Below are 16,508 nucleotides of genomic sequence, written 5' to 3' on the forward strand. Positions count from 1 at the left end.
CCACCGACGGTGGACTACCTGCCGCGCGGTGGGTGACGGCGCCCCCGCATCGTCATCAGCCCCGATGTGCTACGCCCAACCGACCCGGCACATACGTAGCGCCTCACCAACCGACCATTTCCGGAGTGCCCATGAGCCTGCCCGCGACTTTCCTGACCGAGGTTCAACAGCTGATTCCCGCCGAACGGCGCTTCGATGATCCGCTGTCGACCCTGGCCTTCGGCACCGATGCCAGCTTCTACCGGCTGATCCCCAAGCTGGTGGTGCGCGTCGAGGCGGAGCGGGAGGTGGTCGAGCTGCTCAAGCTGGCCGGCATGCACAAAGTGCCCGTGACCTTCCGCGCCGCCGGCACTAGCTTGTCCGGCCAAGCGATCAGTGACTCACTGCTGATCGTTTTGGGGGATAACTGGAACGGTCGGGAGATCCGTGGCGAAGGCACGCAGATTCGCCTGCAACCCGGCGTTATCGGTGCCCAGGCGAATGCCGTTCTCGCGCCTTTCCAGCGTAAAATCGGCCCCGATCCAGCGTCGATCAACGCCTGCAAAATCGGCGGCATCGTCGCCAACAACGCCAGTGGCATGTGCTGCGGCACCGCGCAGAATACTTACCACACCCTGGCGGGCATCCGCCTGGTACTGGCCGATGGCACGGTGCTGGACAGCGAAGACCCACTCAGCGTCGCGCGCTTTTTCGCCAGCCACGCCGACCTGCTCGCGCAACTGGCCGAACTGGGCAAACAGACCCGCGCCAACAGCGCCCTGGCCGCGAAAATTCGCCACAAGTACCGGCTGAAAAATACCACCGGGCTGTCGCTCAACGCCCTGGTCGATTTCGATCAGCCACTGGATATCCTCAGCCACTTGATGGTCGGTTCCGAAGGCACCCTGGGCTTTATCAGTGCGGTGACCTACAACACCGTGCCCGATCATCCGCACAAGGCCAGTGCCCTGTTGGTGTTCCCCGATGTAGAAAGCTGCTGCCGCGCGGTGACCGTGCTCAAGCAACAGCCGGTATCTGCCGTGGAGCTGCTCGACCGCCGCAGCCTGCGCTCAGTGCAGGACAAACCCGGCATGCCGGAATGGGTCAAGGGCCTGTCCAACAGCGCCTGCGCCCTGTTGATCGAATCGCGCGCGGCCAGCCAGAGCCTGCTGCACGAACAGCTGCAACTGATCATGGCGTCCATCGCCGACTTCCCCCTGGAAAAGCAGGTGGATTTCAGCGAAGACCCGGCCGTTTACAACCTGCTGTGGAAGATCCGCAAGGACACCTTCCCCGCCGTCGGCGCGGTGCGCCAGACCGGCACCACGGTGATCATCGAAGATGTGACCTTCCCCATCGAACAGCTCGCCGAAGGCGTCAATCGCCTGCTCGTGCTGTTCGATAAACACGGCTACGACGAGGCGATCATTTTCGGTCATGCCCTGGAAGGCAACCTGCACTTCGTGTTTACCCAGGGTTTTGACAGCGAGGTGGAGAAGGCCCGCTACGAAGCCTTTATGCAAGATGTCGCGCAGCTGGTGGCTGTGGAGTTCGGCGGTTCGTTGAAAGCCGAACACGGCACCGGGCGTAATATGGCGCCCTTCGTCGAGCTGGAATGGGGCAGTGAGGCCTATCAGCTGATGTGGCAAATCAAGCGCCTGCTCGACCCGCAAGGCATCCTTAACCCGGATGTGGTGCTGTCGGATGACCCTCAGATTCACCTGAAACACCTCAAACCACTGCCGGCCGCCGATGAAATCGTCGATAAGTGCATCGAATGCGGCTTCTGCGAGCCGGTCTGCCCCTCCAAGGGGCTGACCCTGAGCCCGCGCCAGCGCATCGTGATCTGGCGCGACATCCAGGCGAAACAGCGCGCTGGGGTCGATACCCGCGAACTGGAAGCGGCCTATCAGTACCAGGGCATCGACACCTGTGCGGCCACCGGGCTATGCGCCCAGCGCTGCCCGGTGGGGATCAACACCGGCGATCTGGTGCGCCAGTTGCGCGGCCGTGACGCCAACAAGCAACGCAGCGCCGACTGGCTGGCGAACAACTTCCACCGCACCATGCAGGGCGCACGCGTCATGCTGCATATCGCCAACGGCGCACGCCTGTTGATGGGCGCACCGCTGCTCAGCCGCACCTCGGCCGCTATCAGCAGAGCCAGCCAGGGTCGCGTGCCGCAATGGACCCCAGCCATGCCGCAACCGCTGCAGCGCTTGCAACTGCCGGCGGCCATCGAAGACGCGCGCCCGCGAGTGGTTTACCTGGCCGCCTGCGTATCCCGCGCCATGGGCCCGGCAGCCACCGATGCCGAGCAAATGCCACTGCTCGACAAAACCCGCGCGCTGCTGGAAAAAGGTGGTTTCCAGGTGGTGTTCCCGGCGGACCTGGACAGCCTGTGCTGCGGCCAGCCGTTTGCCTCCAAAGGCTACAGCGAGCAGGCCGAGCGCAAAAAACAGGAACTGATCGACGCCCTGCTCAAAGCCAGCCGTGGCGGCCTTGATCCGATTTACTGTGACACCAGCCCGTGCACCCTGCGCCTGCTTGAAGATGGCCTGGACAGCCGACTCAAGCTGCATGACCCAGTGAAGTTTATCCGCGAGCAGTTGCTCGACCGCTTAGACATCACCGCGCAGGAAAAACCGGTGGCCGTGCATGTCACCTGCAGTACTCAGCACTTGGGTGAAGCGCAGGGCTTGATCGATATCGTGCGGCGCTGCACCACAGAGGTCGTCATTCCCGAAGGTATCCACTGCTGCGGCTTTGCCGGCGACAAAGGCTTTACCACCCCGGAGCTGAACGATCACGCCCTGCGCAGCCTGAAATCCGCCGTGCAGTACTGCGAAGAAGGCATCAGCACCAGTCGCACCTGCGAAATCGGCCTGAGCCAGCATGGCGGCATCGATTATCACGGGCTGGTCTATCTGCTCGACCGGGTCAGCAGCGCCAGGGCCTAAACACCAAGCAGACCAACGGCGCAGTCAGCCGGCATGGGCTTTCTATACTGAAAGCCCAACCCCGCTGCTGGAGTATCACCATGCGCCGTTTAGTCGCTTTTTTTGCCACCGCATTACTCAGCACCTCACTCTGGGCCATGCACTGCCCAGCAGACATGGCCAAGATTGATGAGCTGCTGAAAACCAACCCGCCCAGCGATGCCACAGTACTTGCACAGGTGCAGCAACTGCGCAGCGAAGGCGAAGCCCTGCACAAAGCCGGTAATCACAGCCAGTCCGTCAAGGTATTGGGTGAAGCCCTGCAATTGCTTGATGCCAGCGAATAGCCCGAGTCATTAAACCAACGGGCTTTACACCTTGCACAGCACGCCAGCTACTTAGGTGGCGTAAACAGCGTTTCGATACTCACGGCATCCTGCTCCGGCGGAACCGCTGCGCCCGGCAGGTCAATCCAGAAACGGCTGCCTATGCCCGCACTGCTGCTAAAGCCCATCTCGCCGGCCATTAACGTGGCCAGCTCGAGGCACAACACCAAACCGATTCCGGCGCCAGGAATGTTCGAGTTCTCTCGGCCCAAACGCTGAAAAGGCTGAAACAGATTGGCCTGCTGCTCAGCGGTAAGCCCGGTACCGTTATCCTCAACCCAAAGCCGTACACAGCCCGAGCGTAACTCATAGCCCATGTGAATCAGCCCTTGCGGGGGGGTGTATTTGATCGCATTGGAGAGCAGGTTAAGCATCACCTGACGCAGCCGACGCATATCCGCCTGCACGTACAGGCCCGCATCGATTTCTGCCAGCACCTGTAACTGCAGTTGGCGCTGCTGCACTTGTGGCTGCACCAGCTCGGCGCAGCCATGCAGCAGCGCGCCGACTTCTACCGGCTGTAGCTTGAGTTGCTGCTGGCGGCTCTCGATGCTTGAAAGGTCGAGAATATCGTCGACCAATGAAGCCAGGTGACGGCTGGCATTGACGATCTCACGGGCGTAATCGGCTTCTAGCGTGGCCTCAGGCTTGTCTTGCACCTCAAGCTCGATCAACTGACCAAAGCCGTAAATCGCATTGAGCGGCGTACGCAGCTCATGGCTCATGCTCGACAAAAACCGACTCTTGGCCTGACTCGCCGCCTGCGCATCGATGCTCGCGCTGCGCAAGTCTTCCTGCACCTGCTTGAGCCGGCTGATATCGACATAGGTACCGGCTAAGCGCAGCGCCCGCCCCTCACTGTCACGTTCCAGCACCTTACCGCGACTGAGCAACCAGACGTAATCGCCGCGAGCATCGGCATAGCGGTACTCTGCTTCGACATCGTCCTCTGCACTGCTGACAAATAGCTGGCGCAAGTGACGAATACGCTCCAGGTCATCGGGGTGTACACGTTGATTAAACTCGCTGAAGCTCATTTTCCGATGAGCCAGACCAAAGCGTTTAAGAAAACGGTCGCTGAGGCTGATGCTCATGCTTTCCGTTTCAACTTCCCAGAGGCTCTCTGTGGTGCTTTCCAGCACCAACTGGAGAATCCGCTGCGCCTCCACACGCTGCACCTCACTGGCCTGCAATTGCTCGCCCGTGTGCTGCACCGCCGCCGCCATGCTCGCCAGCTCGTCGATCTGGCTGCTGGGCGCCGCTGGCTGGTAGTTGCCTCGGCCCAACTCACGCATCATTCCGACAATGCCATCAATCGGCTGCACCAACTGCTCACTCAAACGCCGCGAGCGCAGCCACATCAGGGCAAAAAACAGCAGGTAGAACAGCGCCAAACCTGCAATCAGCAGATAACCAATCTGCAAGTAACGCTCGGCCAGTCGATTGGTCTCGCTAAAGATTTGTTCTTCATCAACCACTAACAGCAGTTGCCAACCGGTCTGGGGGATCTCACTCCAGGCGATCAGTTGCTTACGACCGCCCAGCAGCACTTCCTGCACATTTCCCTGCCCGGCTGCCATGGCCTGCAACAGTGACTGCATCTCCGTACGTTTGGCGAGGTTGAAATCCTCGGGTTTAAGCACCTCACGGCGCACCGCTTCGGCATAGGAATATTCCGTCAACTCACGCAGGCCAAAATCCGTTTCGCCGGCACTCGGCAAGGCCATGATGTTGTGATCACGGCTGACCAACATGGCATAACCTTGCCAGGGCACATCCAGGTCATCGATCTCGCCGAGCATCTGCCCAACCGTGATATCTAGGCCCACCACGCCTTCGAGGAAATCACCGCGATACACCGGTGCTACTGCCGACATCATCCAGCCCATACCCGCGGGGTCGAGGTACACCTCGGTCCACGCCACCTTGCGCTCAGGGTTGTGCGTGGCGTCGGCCAGATAATAGAAGTTGTAATCGGGTATCACCATGTCATGGGGATACTGCTCGGGCGTCATAAAGAACGGATAGATGCGGTTATAGCTGTCCCAGGTATTGAAATAGGCCGAAGCCACTCGCGGGTTGGCCGCCCGAATCGAGCGCATCAACGGGTCGAGCTGCGCAAGACGTAATGCCTTGGCGTGATCCTGCTGGGCCAGTGGCATACTGTTGGCATAGAAGGAGGCCGCACGGCCATCATCACTGCGGCTGTAAAACACCCCGCTATCCGTCAATGCATGGCGCTGGCGCTCAAGCGCATCAGGCTGAAACGCCAAGTTCCCCAAGGCATTAGCGGCGGCATCACGAAATATCTGCACCTGCGCCTCAACCGAACGCAGACGACCATCGATCACCTGCACCTCGCGCACCACTGCCGCTGACAAATCATCGAGGGCGTTCTGCTGCAAATGCTCGATCTGCGCATCACGAATCGCCGCATTGCTGAACAGGTACACCCCGATCAGCACCGACTCAACCAAAATCAATGGGATCAGCGCACTCTGCACAAAAGCGCGCCAAATCCACTGACGCAAGGGGTAACGTGAAGCGCGCGGCATACGGGAGTCTCATCCAAAAGACAAAGCGGATCTATAGGCGGCAATCATAGCCGGCAAATACGCCGACGTCCGCCCGGCAATTACCGGGTCGACGCTGCGGAACCTTTGGCGTAGACTCTCGTCCTAGTACCAGCAACACAAGTTTCGGGACCGATTAGGATTCGACGCCGGTAGTGAAACTCTAGGTGCATGCCGACTTGGTAACAGAAGTCGTAAATCCACTGTTGCAACTTTTATAGTTGCCAATGACGAAAACTACGAGGGCTACGCTCTCGCTGCGTAAGCGGCGCGACTAGTCCTTCTGGTAGCTTCGGCTCCAGCGATCACTAGGGGATGCCTGTAAACCTGAAGTGATTGTCATGCAGAACAGGATCGCCGCGTAGTACGTTGTGGACAAAGCGGCTAAAACTTACACAACTCGTCCAAAGCACCCTGCCCGTCGGGCGGCTGCGGATTAACTCAGTAGACACGGCTAAGCATGTAGTACCGAAAGCGGAACACTGGCGGACGGGGGTTCAAATCCCCCCGGTTCCACCAAATACCTACCTGGAGCTCTCTAGAACGGGGGCTTCAGGACTGATTTGATGGCTTTGGATTTCTCACAGTCCTTCTGTGAATCCAAATAGGTATGCCATTATGTCCAAGCGCCAAAGCAAAACAGGTGTCCCACACCTGGTCTTCCAAGCCAAAACTGGCTTTCAGTATTACCTCACTTTCCCAAAGCACTTTGCACTCAACCCTAAGCTTCCGGCACAAATTCGCTGGTCACTCGGGAATGACGAAGCGCTTGCGCGCGACCTGACGAAACACTTGAATCTGCATTTCCAAGAGTTTCTGCAAAAATGCGACGAAGACCGCGTGGAGCGCGGCGGGGATTTCATTCTCCGTGAGCTCAGCAGGTTTCACGACGAGATCAAGCACACCCTGTCGAGTACTAATCGGGTCTGGGCCATTCGCCCCTCGCCTTCAAAGCTGGCTTCGACTGATCAGACGCGCGGCTATGAGCGCATGATGAAAGAGTGTTGGCGAGCAGCTCTAACTAAACGTGACATCCCCATCAGTAACGTCGCACTTATCGCGATCTTCTATCCTTGCCAGGATCCACTCCTGTACCTCGGTATCGATCCAGCCGACGGAACGGTCGCCTAACGAGACTGACTTCGGGAAAGTGCCCTCACCGATGTACTTGTAGAGGGTCGATCTGGCTAGGCCGGTCGAGTAGATGACTTCTTTCAGGCGGATAATTCGCACAAGCAATTTTCCCGATCAGCTTAGGGGGAAGAAAGGGATTTGAACCTGCCAGCTAGTGGGCCCAGCCTGCCTGTGATCTTAAATGGAAATTGTGAGCCTATTGGCTATCTGGTTTTTTATGGTGAGACTTAATTTAAGCAGCTACCCAACGTTCAGCGTGAGTTTCTGGGCACGATGCCAACCTGCATACCGAACGGATTAAACACGCTATTCAAGGTCTGAACAGTCGGGTTGCTTTCATCATGCTCTAGTTGGCGCAAGGCCCGCAGGGACAGCTTACACATCTGCGCGAACCGAGCCTGTTGCAACCCCGTCACGTCCTTGCGTAAACGCCTAACTGCCTCGCCGATAGTGATTTCGCCAGAAGCCAGCTGCTCCTGTAGCTCGGTAAGAATCCGATTTCGCTCAAGAATGTCCATTAGATAAGCCCCCAGTTTTTGAGCCGCTGAGGCAGATCTCGCAACGCTATGCGCGGATGATTCATTGCAGCCGCGGGCAGTCCGTCGGCACTCAGCAAGTCAGGCAAAGCCAGGAAATTTTGTGCTGCGATCCTTAGCCGCTGAAATAGCTCATCAGGCGCGATCCACTCAGCAGCTTCATCGCAGGCAGCTTTCCAGTCGACCTGACCTGCCATCTCAATCTGCTTTGGCCATTTTGTTGTACGCGTTACGCCTTCATCATCCATGACCATGGGAGCCAGATCATAGAGTGGAGCCAGGCTCACGCCTTGCTCAGTTCGAAGGATTGAGGTGTTTCGACCATGATTGTCTGAGTTGCCAAGAATCTGATTCAGTAAATCACGCCGCATGTACTCGAATACCAAATCACCAACCTGTTCGGCCTGTCCAACGTTCTGCCATAACGCGACCAAGTTTCGTAGTACATCCGAATGCGACATATAGCTGCCAGCTTCGACTACGCCCGACAGTGAATACATCGACTCAACAGCGACACGATTAACGCCTGCAGGACCAACCCCACGATCAAAGCGGTGCATCCACAGGCTGGGCTTCTTTCCTTCCTCCAAAGCCAATCCTTCGGCTGCGATGGTATCGAGCCCCAACTGCTGAATCGCTCGATAGAAGCAGTACTCGCTGCGTAGGATGTCCTGGTCGGTCTGACTGGCTTTGTTGCGGGCGAACTTCACAAACCAGTGCTGCACAGCATCTGCATCGGGCAATACGGCGTCAGGATGCAATGCGCCATGGCGGTCTTCGGTTAACAGTAGCTTAGGGGCTTCACCGCCTGCTCCGGTAGCTCCACCAATGGCAGCTCCCTGCTCATAGGCATACTCCAAAAAGCGTGAATCGCGGCTGACCACTTCGTCTCGCGTAAAACCCAACACAGGACTACCTTCGATTGCGCCTGCCGACTCCTTGATTCGCAAATTTCCAATAGGCGCAGGCGTACAGCGCCCCAACAGAAACAAATCCAGGTTCATGCCCTCCGGTCGCTCACCACTCAAACGTTTCAGCAAAAAGCGTCTAGCCGCGCCAGCAGGCAAGATATCGAAGAGAAAAGCCGGAGCCTTCTTACTCCGCCAAGAGTCCCAACCCAGAGGTAAAGTGGCACTGACAGCGCCATTCAGACGAGTGCTAATCGAGTCGAGGGAGCCCACTAGATAGCCCTGCTCGTACCCATACGTACAAGGACCATCCAACCCTAGGTCAGGCTGCTCGAAACCAATCCCCATGGCGTCCTGCCATTCGCCACCCGCATAGATTTGTAGAGTGAGCTTGTGCATAGTAATCACCGGCAATTTAATGCCTAAACCTTAGCTAAGCCGCAACAAAAAGGCAATTAAATGCCTATAAAGGCTTTAAAACAATCAAAAAGGGCACTTTAATACCCATAGAAATCCGGTGCTCAGCAGACACTTACCTAGGCACTGCGCGGGTTCAACTCCCCCGCTAGGATTTGAAACCACAATTTGGATTCGCTACATGCCACTTGACGAAGAGCTCAAGGTTTCTATACTCAGGGCCGTGACTGTAAGAATTCCAACAAATCACTGGCGACAGGCAACTGGCCTGAAACCGTTGATTTGAGCAGGGGTAAGAGGTTTAGGATTCAAATCCCCCCGGTCCACCAAATACAAAAAAAAGACGTCCTCGGACGTCTTTTTTTGTGCCTGAAATCCAGTCTATACCCGACACTCAGTGCCATTGACTCCGACATACATCAATGGACGGGCACGTCTTTACACTCCCCACCTGGCTCAACCGCCTGACGAATCCTGGGAGCGAGGGTAATGAGAAAACCTGGCAGCAATATAGACGACTGGTCTATTTTAAAATATATTGCAGGCCAAAGGTGAACTCAGACCAGCATCTGGCCCAGTAAAACAGCGCACAAAGCCTCATAGGGCAAAACTCTTAGCACGCCACGGCGCACTGAACATCGAACACTACGCACATTGCGCCGCGCGCTCACGGCAACCCCGCGCAAGACTTTGCAGCAAAAATAGACGACTGGTCTATTCAGGATAAGGACATGTTCAGCTTCGACTTTTACAACCCTACCCGCATTGTCTTTGGCCGCGACACCATCAGTCGCCTGGATGATTTAGTGCCGACTGAAGCTGGTGTGCTGCTGCTTTACGGCGGTCAGCGTGCCGCGAAAGTCGGCACGCTGACACATGCACGCTGGCCATTGTGCTAACCGCAAACCTTGAAGTTCGCTTTGAAGCCAAGCGCGCCAAGTTGCTGCAATACGCCGAGCGGGTTTGGCAGATCCGCCAGGGCGACGAAGACAAGCTCGCCACACACCACCTAACCGACCTCGGCGAACACAGCGACGTCAGCCGCCGGGTGCTTGAAACGAGCCTCTAAGCCGCGCCGCTAGCGCTATACACCCACGCTGGCGGCACATAAGCAAACAGCCACACGCACGTTTAATCGCAAGGTAAACCACATGAAAATCCTCCTCGTTTTGACTTCCCACGCACAACTTGGCGACACGGGTGAGAAGACCGGTTTCTGGCTCGAAGAGCTGGCCGCGCCTTACTACGCCTTTAGCGACGCTGGCGCGCAACTGACTCTGGCATCGCCCAACGGCGGCCAGCCACCGCTTGACCCAAAGAGCAATGAGCCTGACTTCCAGACCGACGCCACCCGCCGTTTCGAGGCCGATTCAGTTGCCACGCATGCGCTGGCCAACACGCTAAAACTCAGCGACATGAGCAGCGCCGAGTTTGATGCCGTGTTCTACCCCGGCGGCCATGGCCCGCTGTGGGACCTGACCGAAGATGCCGCGTCCATCGCCCTGATCGAGCGCGCCATCGCCGCCGGCAAGCCGGTTGCGGCGGTTTGCCATGCACCTGCGGTGCTGCGCCACGTCAAAGGCAACGACGGACAGCCATTGGTCGCCGGCAAGTCGGTCACCGGCTTCAGCAACAGCGAGGAGGAGGCTGTGGGCCTGACTCAGGTGGTGCCGTTCCTGGTCGAGGACATGCTCAAAGCCCAGGGCGGCCATTACAGCAAGACCGCCGACTGGCAGGTGCATGTCGTCACCGACGGGCTGCTGATCACCGGCCAGAACCCGGCCTCCTCCGAAGCCACTGCCCACGCGTTGCTCAAACTGCTGGCCTAAGGCCGGCGTCACGCTGTTGCCAACGCTGGCAGCGGCGCACTTTTCGCCTGTGGCCGCTAGGTGGCCCCGGGTCTCAACAGGAATGTAAAAATGGATACAAGTCGCTTCTTTCAGTCGGTGCAACTCGGCCCGTATATGCTCAACAACCGCATCGTCCTGCCGCCACTGACGCGCTCGCGCAGCACCCAGCCGGGGAACATCGCCAACCCGCTGATGGCCACCTATTACCAGCAACGTGCCGGCGCAGGCTTTATGGTCACCGAAGGCACACAGATCGAACCCCGCGGTCAGGGTTATGCCTGGACGCCCGGCATTCACAGCCAGGCGCAAATCGACGGTTGGCGCCACGTCACCGACGCCGTGCACGCCGCCGGCAGCATCATTTTCGCCCAGCTCTGGCATGTCGGTCGGGTCTCGCACACCTCACTGCAGCCCGATGGCGCCGCGCCGGTAGCGCCGTCGGCGATAGCAGCGACCAACGTCAAAGTATTTATTGAAACCGGCCCAGGTGCCGGCGCGCTGGCCGAGCCTTCAGTGCCCCGCGCCCTGAGCAATGCTGAGGTCAAAGAACTGGTGCAGCTGTACGCGCAGGCCGCGCGCAATGCCCTGAGTGCCGGCTTTGATGGTGTGGAAATCCATTGTGCCAACGGCTATTTGGTCAATCAGTTTATCTCCGCGCATAGCAACCAGCGCGACGATGAATATGGCGGTTCGCTGCACAACCGTTTGCGCTTCCTGCGCGAGATTGTCCAAGCCGTAGCCGAGGTTGTTGGTGCCGACCGCTTGGGCGTGCGCTTCGCGCCGTTGTTTGAAAGCACAGCAGAGGACCGGGTTTACCTGGGCCTGGTTGAAGAAGACCCGCACAACACCTACATCGAGGCCATCAAAGTGCTCGAAGAGGCCGGCATCGCCTACCTGTCGATCGCCGAAGCCGACTGGGACAATGCCCCCGCGCTCCCCGAGGATTTTCGCCGTGAGGTGCGCGAGGCGTTCAGCGGCCGCATCATCTACGCCGGCCGTTACACCACAGAGCGCGGGGCGCAGACCCTGGAGGCAGGCTTGGGTGACATGATCGCCTTTGGCCGACCGTTCATTGCCAACCCGGATTTGCCGCAGCGCATTGCCAATGGCTGGCCGCTCAACCCGGTCGACCCTGCCAGCATGTACGGCGGCACGGAAAAGGGTTATAGCGACTACCCCACCTACGCCGAGTAAACCTGCACCAGCGGCCGTCGCGGCTTAACGCTGGCGGCCGTATGCTCGCGGACCGAAAATGCGGCAGCTAACGGGCTGGCGCATTCGGCGTCACGCGAGATGACAGACGCGGCCATGCCGCGCCTGGATAATCCATCATTCGCAGCCATATACCTGAGCGCTGCCCAAGCCCCTGCCTGCACGTCCATACTCAAGCGCTGCGCGGAGAAACAACCCGGCAGACCATTAAGGACTTATCAAGATGAGCGAACTGCACAGCACCCCGGACTGTATCGGCCTGGTACTTGCCGCCGGCGCCGGTCAACGCTTCGGCAGCGACAAACGCCGCGCCCAGCTGGCAGACGGCAACAGCTTGCTGCGCGCGACGGTGTTGCGCGCGCAAGAAGCCTTCAGCGATGTTCGGGTCGTGATAAAGACTGAGGATGATGCACAGGCCTTGGCTATTCCCTCTGACGTTCAGCTGGTGCGCGCGGCCCACGCCAAACAGGGCATGGGCTCAAGCCTGGCCGCCGGTATCCAGAGCCTGGCAAACACGCAGGCCACTGCGGTGGCGGTGCTGCTCGGGGATATGCCGTGGATTTCTGTCGCGACCCTGCAGCAACTGCGAGCGCAGGCCGACGCTGAACATATCGTCGTGGCTTACTGCGAGGGCCAGCGCGGCCACCCGGTGTTATTCGGCCGGCGCTTTTGGCCGCAGCTGATGCAACTGCACGGTGAGAATGGGGCCAAGGGCTTGATCGCCAGCCATGCGCAGCAGGTGATTACCGTGACGCTTACTGACAGCGGCATTCTGCGCGACGTCGACACGCCCGCTGACCTTAGCCACCCACCGATTTCATAATCAGCGCACTGCCGGTAAACGTAGCGTCTTGCTTATCCGCCAACGCGCGACTGAGCAAACCTGCCAACTGCGGCTGTGCCTGTTCACTCGGCAGATCCAATAGCCCGCCCATAAAGTGCCCGCGATTGGATGACAGGCACCCGTATAACCAGCCCGTAGACGACAACCGCAGGCGGCTGCAACTGCGGCAAAAGGGCGCGCTTTCGTTGGCGATAATGCCGAACGCCCCACGCTCGCCAACGCTGTAACGCAGCGCGGTAGCGTCTAGCTCGGCCTCGGCCTGGGTGAAGGCATAACGCTCGCTGATCAACGCCAGCAGCTCGCGCTGACCAACGAACTGGGCGCGGAAAGCCTCTGCATGCTGCGCCAGATGGCCCATGCGCATCAGTTCGATAAAGCGCAATTCGTAGCCCTGCTCCAGGCAGAACGCCAACATCGGCATGACTTGATCGAGGTTGCTGCCACGCATCGGCACCATGTTGATCTTGATGCTCATGCCCGCTCGGCGCGCCTGCTCGATGCCGTTGAGCACCGTCTGCAGGTCGCCACCCTTGGCGATCGTGCGAAAGGCGCTAGGGTCAAGCGTGTCGAGGGACACATTGAGCCGCTGGATGCCCGCGCTGCGCAGCAACGGCAGTTTGCCGGCCAGCAACTGGCCATTGGTGGTCAGGCTGATATCCGCCAACGCCAATGCGCCGATGCCCTGCAGAAAAGGCTCCAGCCGGTCACTCAGCAGCGGCTCACCGCCGGTAATGCGCAGCGCATCGATACCCGCGACATCTTTGAGCAGCTCGACGGCGCGCAGCATCGACGCGGCCGTCAGCTCATCACGCGCGGCCACCAAGCGACGGCCATCGGCCACACAGTAAGTGCAGGCGTAATTGCAGGCGGCGGTGAGGCTAAGGCGAAGTTTACGGAAACGCCGACCCTGTCGATCAACGATCACCCAGCCATGCCCACATCGGAGCCAACGGCTGATTCGCCATCTTCAGCCAGCGCTTCCAGCACATAAACCTGACGGTCACTCAGCAACTCGCCAAGGGCTTTGGCCATGGCCGTGTAATGCGGCATCTGCCGATGCAGCGCTATCGCCTCGTGGCTGGCCCAGCGCTCGACGAAGACAAACCGCCCAGCCTGTTCAATGCAGCGATTCAGATCGTAAGACAGGCAACCGTCTTCGGCGCGCGAGGGTTGCACGCAGGCACGCAGAACCTGCTCGACCTGCTGCTCTTTGCCGGCCTTGGCGGTGAGCACCGCGACAACACGTAGGGATTGATTCATGCAGATGGATTCCTTGGTTGATCGTTATCAGCGCTGCACGGCAAATTGCGGGCAAGCCTCGGCAGCAACAGCGGTTTGCTCCAGGCCAGCGATGCGCAGCGGGTCGCTGTCATGAATGCTCGCGGCGCGCAAACGCAGGCTGCCGCCAGTGCGGCCATTGAGCACCGCCTGAATTTCCGCCAGCACCGCCATGGCCACGCTTTCCGGGGTGTCGCCGCCCAGGTCCAGGCCAATCGGATAATGCAAACTCGCCAGCCCCGGCAGGTCGCCCTGCTGCGCGTGAATACCGGCCAACAAGCGCTCGGTGCGCTCGCGCGGGCCTAACTGGCCGACATAGCAGGGTGCGCTGTGCAAAACACCCTGGAGCCAATGCGCGTCTTGCACCAGGCTGTGGGTCATCACCGCCACCGCGGCCCCGCGCACCTGTTCGTGATAGGCGAAAGGCTGCTCTACATCGCCGACCAGCACCTGGTCAGCCTCGGCAAACCGCTCGGCGCGGGCAAAGTGCGCCCTACCGTCGATCACCGTCACGTGCCAGCCCAACAGCTTGGCCATGCGCACCAGCGGCTGGGCATCATGGCCCGCACCAAATATCACCAGCCGGCGCACGGGCGGCAGGTATTCCAGCAGCACCTCCACCTCGTCGGCGCCATGGGGATAGAGACAGCGGGATGACTTGCCGCCCAGCAAAGTTTGTTGCAGGTCTGCACAGATGTGCTCAGCCAGCGCCAAGCCCAGCAGCTCGCCCTCGGCACCCTGCCCAGGCCGCAAGAACAAGCGCGCGCCCAACCGTGGCGCAGCCGCGCCCGAGCTGGCGATCACCGTGGCGATGGCCGCCGGTTGCTGGCTGTCACGCACGCCGCGCAAGGCATCGACCAAGGCGCAGGGGCCGCTGGCCGGCACGCGTTCGAACAGCACATAAACCTTGCCGTTGCAGCCCAGGCCGAAGCTCAGCGCTTCCTCGCTGGCCTCATCCGCCTCGGCAGTGCTGTAGCTGCGCAGCGCTGGCCCGGCTTCGGTCAGCCACCAGGCCTTTTTCGCCACTTCTGCCTCCAGGCAGCCACCGCTGATGGTGCCCTCGGGCCGGCCGAAGCGCGACACCAGCATGCGCGCACCGGGCCGCCGATAAGCCGAGCCTTCGACCTTAACCACCGTCGCCAGCACCGCTTCACGGCCAGACTCACGCTCGCTCAGGAGCGCATCCAGCAATGTGTTCAGGCCCGACATGCGCCACCTCCGCTCAATGCAAGGACTCGGTCCGGCGCTTGGCAACAGCCGACACCGCGACCTGCGCGCCACTGTCGCCAAAGCGCTGCAGGATAAAGCTGCTCAGCGCGGCCAACTCTTGATCGGTGTAAATAGTGCCAAACGACGGCATACGCCGATCCACTGGGGTGTCGGCGGCACCATGGCCACTCAACAGAATGCCCAGCAAGTTGCTGGCAGCCGGGTCGTTGACCGTTTTCAGGCCCAGCAGCATGGCCGTTTGGCTCTGCGTGCCGGTGCCGTCCCAACGGTGGCAGCTGGCGCAGGCGTCGGCGAACAGCTTATTGCCAAGCGCATTGCCGCTGCCCTGCTCCGCCAGTGTGACCTGCTGCGGGCGAGGTACGCCTTCACTGCGCGGCGCTGAGTCTTTGAGAAACACGGCAATCGCCTGGCGGTCTGCATCGGTCAAATGGCGCAGGCTGTTCTCCACCACTTCCGCCATCGGCCCTGAGGACAAGCCCAAGCCTGGTGCGGCGCCATCCTTCAAATAACCAGCAAGCACGTCAGTGGGCCAGGCACCGATGCCGTGCACGGGGTCAGCGCTGATGTTGTAGGCGTTCCAACCTTGCAGCAGGTTGCCGGCCAACGAGCGGTCACTGCTGACCGCCTGGAATACGTTGCGCGGTGAATGGCATTCGCCGCAGTGGCCCGCCCCTTCTACTAGGTATTTACCGCGATTCCACTCGTCCGAGTGCTGGCTGTCCGCCTGAAACGGCGCGTCGTCGAGGAACAGCAGATTCCACACAGCCATGCCCCAGCGCTGGTTGAATGGGAAGCTGATGTGGTTTTCCTGCGGCGCCTGCTCAACAGGTTCCAGGCTGGCCAGATAGCCCTTGATGGCGAGAATGTCATCGCGCGACATCTTGCTGTAGGAGGTATAGGGAAACGCCGGGTAGTAGTGTTTGCCATCACGGCCCACGCCAGTTTGCAGGGCGCTGACGAACTCCTCATCCGTCCACGCGCCGATGCCGGTTTGCACGTCCGGGGTGATGTTGGGCGAGAACAGCGAGCCGAACGGCAGCTTGAACTCAACGCCACCGGCGAAGGGTTGACCGCCAGGCACGGTATGACACGCCACACAGTTGGCGGCGCGCGTGAGGTATTCGCCCTTAGCCAGCGAGTCGTCTTGCGCATAGGCCGCTTGCGCCAGCAGAGCCGCGCTAGCGAGCGTCAGTAAGTTGCTTATTAATTTCATCAGGTGCTC

16 protein-coding genes and 1 other RNA gene are annotated in these 16,508 nt (G+C 59.7%); 8 read left to right on the forward strand and 9 right to left on the reverse strand.

The annotated features are described in order from the left end of the window. Positions 1-131 precede the first annotated feature (131 nt). Together N1078_RS00645 and N1078_RS00650 are read left to right on the forward strand one after the other, a co-directional pair. Positions 132-2,939, forward strand: a complete 2,808-nt coding sequence (locus tag N1078_RS00645; RefSeq protein ID WP_274086275.1) for an FAD-binding and (Fe-S)-binding domain-containing protein — start codon at positions 132-134, stop codon at positions 2,937-2,939. An 80-nt stretch (positions 2,940-3,019) separates the two neighbouring features. Then, positions 3,020-3,265, forward strand: coding sequence for a hypothetical protein (locus tag N1078_RS00650; RefSeq protein ID WP_274086276.1), 246 nt, complete (start codon positions 3,020-3,022; stop codon positions 3,263-3,265). Positions 3,266-3,312: 47 nt separating this feature from the next. Here the strand turns inward: N1078_RS00650 and N1078_RS00655 are convergent, their stop codons facing one another. Next, entirely contained in the window at positions 3,313-5,859 is a 2,547-nt protein-coding gene (locus N1078_RS00655; RefSeq protein WP_274086277.1) for a sensor histidine kinase, read from the reverse strand. A 146-nt stretch (positions 5,860-6,005) separates the two neighbouring features. Here N1078_RS00655 and ssrA point away from each other — a divergent pair. Then, positions 6,006-6,396: a transfer-messenger RNA gene (gene ssrA / locus N1078_RS00660) on the forward strand. Between the two features lie 228 nt (positions 6,397-6,624). On the opposite strand, the gene N1078_RS00665 is transcribed toward ssrA, so the two are convergent. The 4 genes from N1078_RS00665 to N1078_RS00680 form a co-directional block, all read right to left on the reverse strand. Continuing rightward, entirely contained in the window at positions 6,625-6,780 is a 156-nt protein-coding gene (locus N1078_RS00665; RefSeq protein WP_274086278.1) for a hypothetical protein, read from the reverse strand. Between the two features lie 114 nt (positions 6,781-6,894). Continuing rightward, positions 6,895-7,110, reverse strand: a complete 216-nt coding sequence (locus tag N1078_RS00670) for an AlpA family transcriptional regulator (protein WP_274086279.1) — start codon at positions 7,108-7,110, stop codon at positions 6,895-6,897. A 152-nt stretch (positions 7,111-7,262) separates the two neighbouring features. After that, positions 7,263-7,529 carry a helix-turn-helix domain-containing protein gene (locus N1078_RS00675; protein ID WP_274086280.1) on the reverse strand — a complete coding sequence of 89 codons (267 nt, stop codon included), beginning with the start codon at positions 7,527-7,529 and terminating at the stop codon, positions 7,263-7,265. Further along, positions 7,529-8,854, reverse strand: a complete 1,326-nt coding sequence (locus tag N1078_RS00680; protein WP_274086281.1) for a type II toxin-antitoxin system HipA family toxin — start codon at positions 8,852-8,854, stop codon at positions 7,529-7,531. The genes N1078_RS00675 and N1078_RS00680 overlap by 1 nt, the downstream gene beginning before the upstream one ends. A 749-nt stretch (positions 8,855-9,603) precedes the next feature. Between N1078_RS00680 and N1078_RS00685 the strand changes: the two genes are divergently transcribed. From N1078_RS00685 to N1078_RS00705, 5 genes are all read left to right on the forward strand, one after another. After that, the gene (locus N1078_RS00685; protein WP_274086282.1) at positions 9,604-9,771 is read left to right on the forward strand and encodes a hypothetical protein; all 168 of its coding nucleotides are present in this window, start codon (positions 9,604-9,606) and stop codon (positions 9,769-9,771) included. Continuing rightward, a complete protein-coding gene (locus N1078_RS00690; RefSeq protein ID WP_274086283.1) occupies positions 9,765-9,941 on the forward strand; it encodes a hypothetical protein in 177 nt (58 codons plus the stop codon). Before N1078_RS00685 ends, N1078_RS00690 begins: the two co-directional genes overlap by 7 nt. 82 nt (positions 9,942-10,023) lie before the next feature. Continuing rightward, positions 10,024-10,701 carry a type 1 glutamine amidotransferase domain-containing protein gene (locus N1078_RS00695; RefSeq protein WP_274086284.1) on the forward strand — a complete coding sequence of 226 codons (678 nt, stop codon included), beginning with the start codon at positions 10,024-10,026 and terminating at the stop codon, positions 10,699-10,701. A 90-nt stretch (positions 10,702-10,791) separates the two neighbouring features. Continuing rightward, positions 10,792-11,916: an alkene reductase gene (locus N1078_RS00700; protein ID WP_274086285.1), complete on the forward strand. Its 1,125-nt coding sequence runs from the start codon at positions 10,792-10,794 to the stop codon at positions 11,914-11,916. Positions 11,917-12,157: 241 nt separating this feature from the next. Then, the gene (locus tag N1078_RS00705; RefSeq protein ID WP_274086286.1) at positions 12,158-12,757 is read left to right on the forward strand and encodes a nucleotidyltransferase family protein; all 600 of its coding nucleotides are present in this window, start codon (positions 12,158-12,160) and stop codon (positions 12,755-12,757) included. On the opposite strand, the gene N1078_RS00710 is transcribed toward N1078_RS00705, so the two are convergent. The 4 genes from N1078_RS00710 to N1078_RS00725 are packed head-to-tail and all read right to left on the reverse strand — an operon-like array spanning position 12,735 to position 16,499. Next, positions 12,735-13,703 (reverse strand): GTP 3',8-cyclase MoaA, encoded by a 969-nt coding sequence (locus tag N1078_RS00710; RefSeq protein ID WP_274086287.1) that lies wholly within the window; start codon positions 13,701-13,703, stop codon positions 12,735-12,737. The two genes, N1078_RS00705 and N1078_RS00710, sit on opposite strands and share 23 nt — an antisense overlap. Continuing rightward, positions 13,700-14,038: a putative quinol monooxygenase gene (locus tag N1078_RS00715; RefSeq protein WP_274086288.1), complete on the reverse strand. Its 339-nt coding sequence runs from the start codon at positions 14,036-14,038 to the stop codon at positions 13,700-13,702. Before N1078_RS00715 ends, N1078_RS00710 begins: the two co-directional genes overlap by 4 nt. Positions 14,039-14,065: 27 nt before the next feature. After that, entirely contained in the window at positions 14,066-15,265 is a 1,200-nt protein-coding gene (locus N1078_RS00720; RefSeq protein WP_274086289.1) for an XdhC family protein, read from the reverse strand. A gap of 13 nt (positions 15,266-15,278) precedes the next feature. After that, on the reverse strand, positions 15,279-16,499 hold the full coding sequence (locus tag N1078_RS00725; protein ID WP_274086290.1) for a cytochrome c: 1,221 nt from the start codon (positions 16,497-16,499) through the stop codon (positions 15,279-15,281). Between the last annotated feature and the right edge of the window lie 9 nt (positions 16,500-16,508).

This window comes from Pseudomonas sp. MIL19, assembly GCF_028680365.1.
Taxonomy (GTDB): domain Bacteria; phylum Pseudomonadota; class Gammaproteobacteria; order Pseudomonadales; family Pseudomonadaceae; genus Aquipseudomonas; species Aquipseudomonas spirodelae.

What these genes read in the sequence shown, in the direction of transcription:
- N1078_RS00725 (WP_274086290.1), bottom strand. Translation starts at nt 16,499, where the DNA reads ATGAAATTAATAAGCAACTTACTGACGCTCGCTAGCGCGGCTCTGCTG.
- N1078_RS00720 (WP_274086289.1), bottom strand. Translation starts at nt 15,265, where the DNA reads ATGTCGGGCCTGAACACATTGCTGGATGCGCTCCTGAGCGAGCGTGAG.
- N1078_RS00695 (WP_274086284.1), top strand. Translation starts at nt 10,024, where the DNA reads ATGAAAATCCTCCTCGTTTTGACTTCCCACGCACAACTTGGCGACACG.
- N1078_RS00655 (WP_274086277.1), bottom strand. Translation starts at nt 5,859, where the DNA reads ATGCCGCGCGCTTCACGTTACCCCTTGCGTCAGTGGATTTGGCGCGCT.
- N1078_RS00700 (WP_274086285.1), top strand. Translation starts at nt 10,792, where the DNA reads ATGGATACAAGTCGCTTCTTTCAGTCGGTGCAACTCGGCCCGTATATG.
- N1078_RS00705 (WP_274086286.1), top strand. Translation starts at nt 12,158, where the DNA reads ATGAGCGAACTGCACAGCACCCCGGACTGTATCGGCCTGGTACTTGCC.
- N1078_RS00685 (WP_274086282.1), top strand. Translation starts at nt 9,604, where the DNA reads ATGTTCAGCTTCGACTTTTACAACCCTACCCGCATTGTCTTTGGCCGC.
- N1078_RS00680 (WP_274086281.1), bottom strand. Translation starts at nt 8,854, where the DNA reads ATGCACAAGCTCACTCTACAAATCTATGCGGGTGGCGAATGGCAGGAC.
- N1078_RS00645 (WP_274086275.1), top strand. Translation starts at nt 132, where the DNA reads ATGAGCCTGCCCGCGACTTTCCTGACCGAGGTTCAACAGCTGATTCCC.
- N1078_RS00715 (WP_274086288.1), bottom strand. Translation starts at nt 14,038, where the DNA reads ATGAATCAATCCCTACGTGTTGTCGCGGTGCTCACCGCCAAGGCCGGC.
- N1078_RS00675 (WP_274086280.1), bottom strand. Translation starts at nt 7,529, where the DNA reads ATGGACATTCTTGAGCGAAATCGGATTCTTACCGAGCTACAGGAGCAG.
- N1078_RS00650 (WP_274086276.1), top strand. Translation starts at nt 3,020, where the DNA reads ATGCGCCGTTTAGTCGCTTTTTTTGCCACCGCATTACTCAGCACCTCA.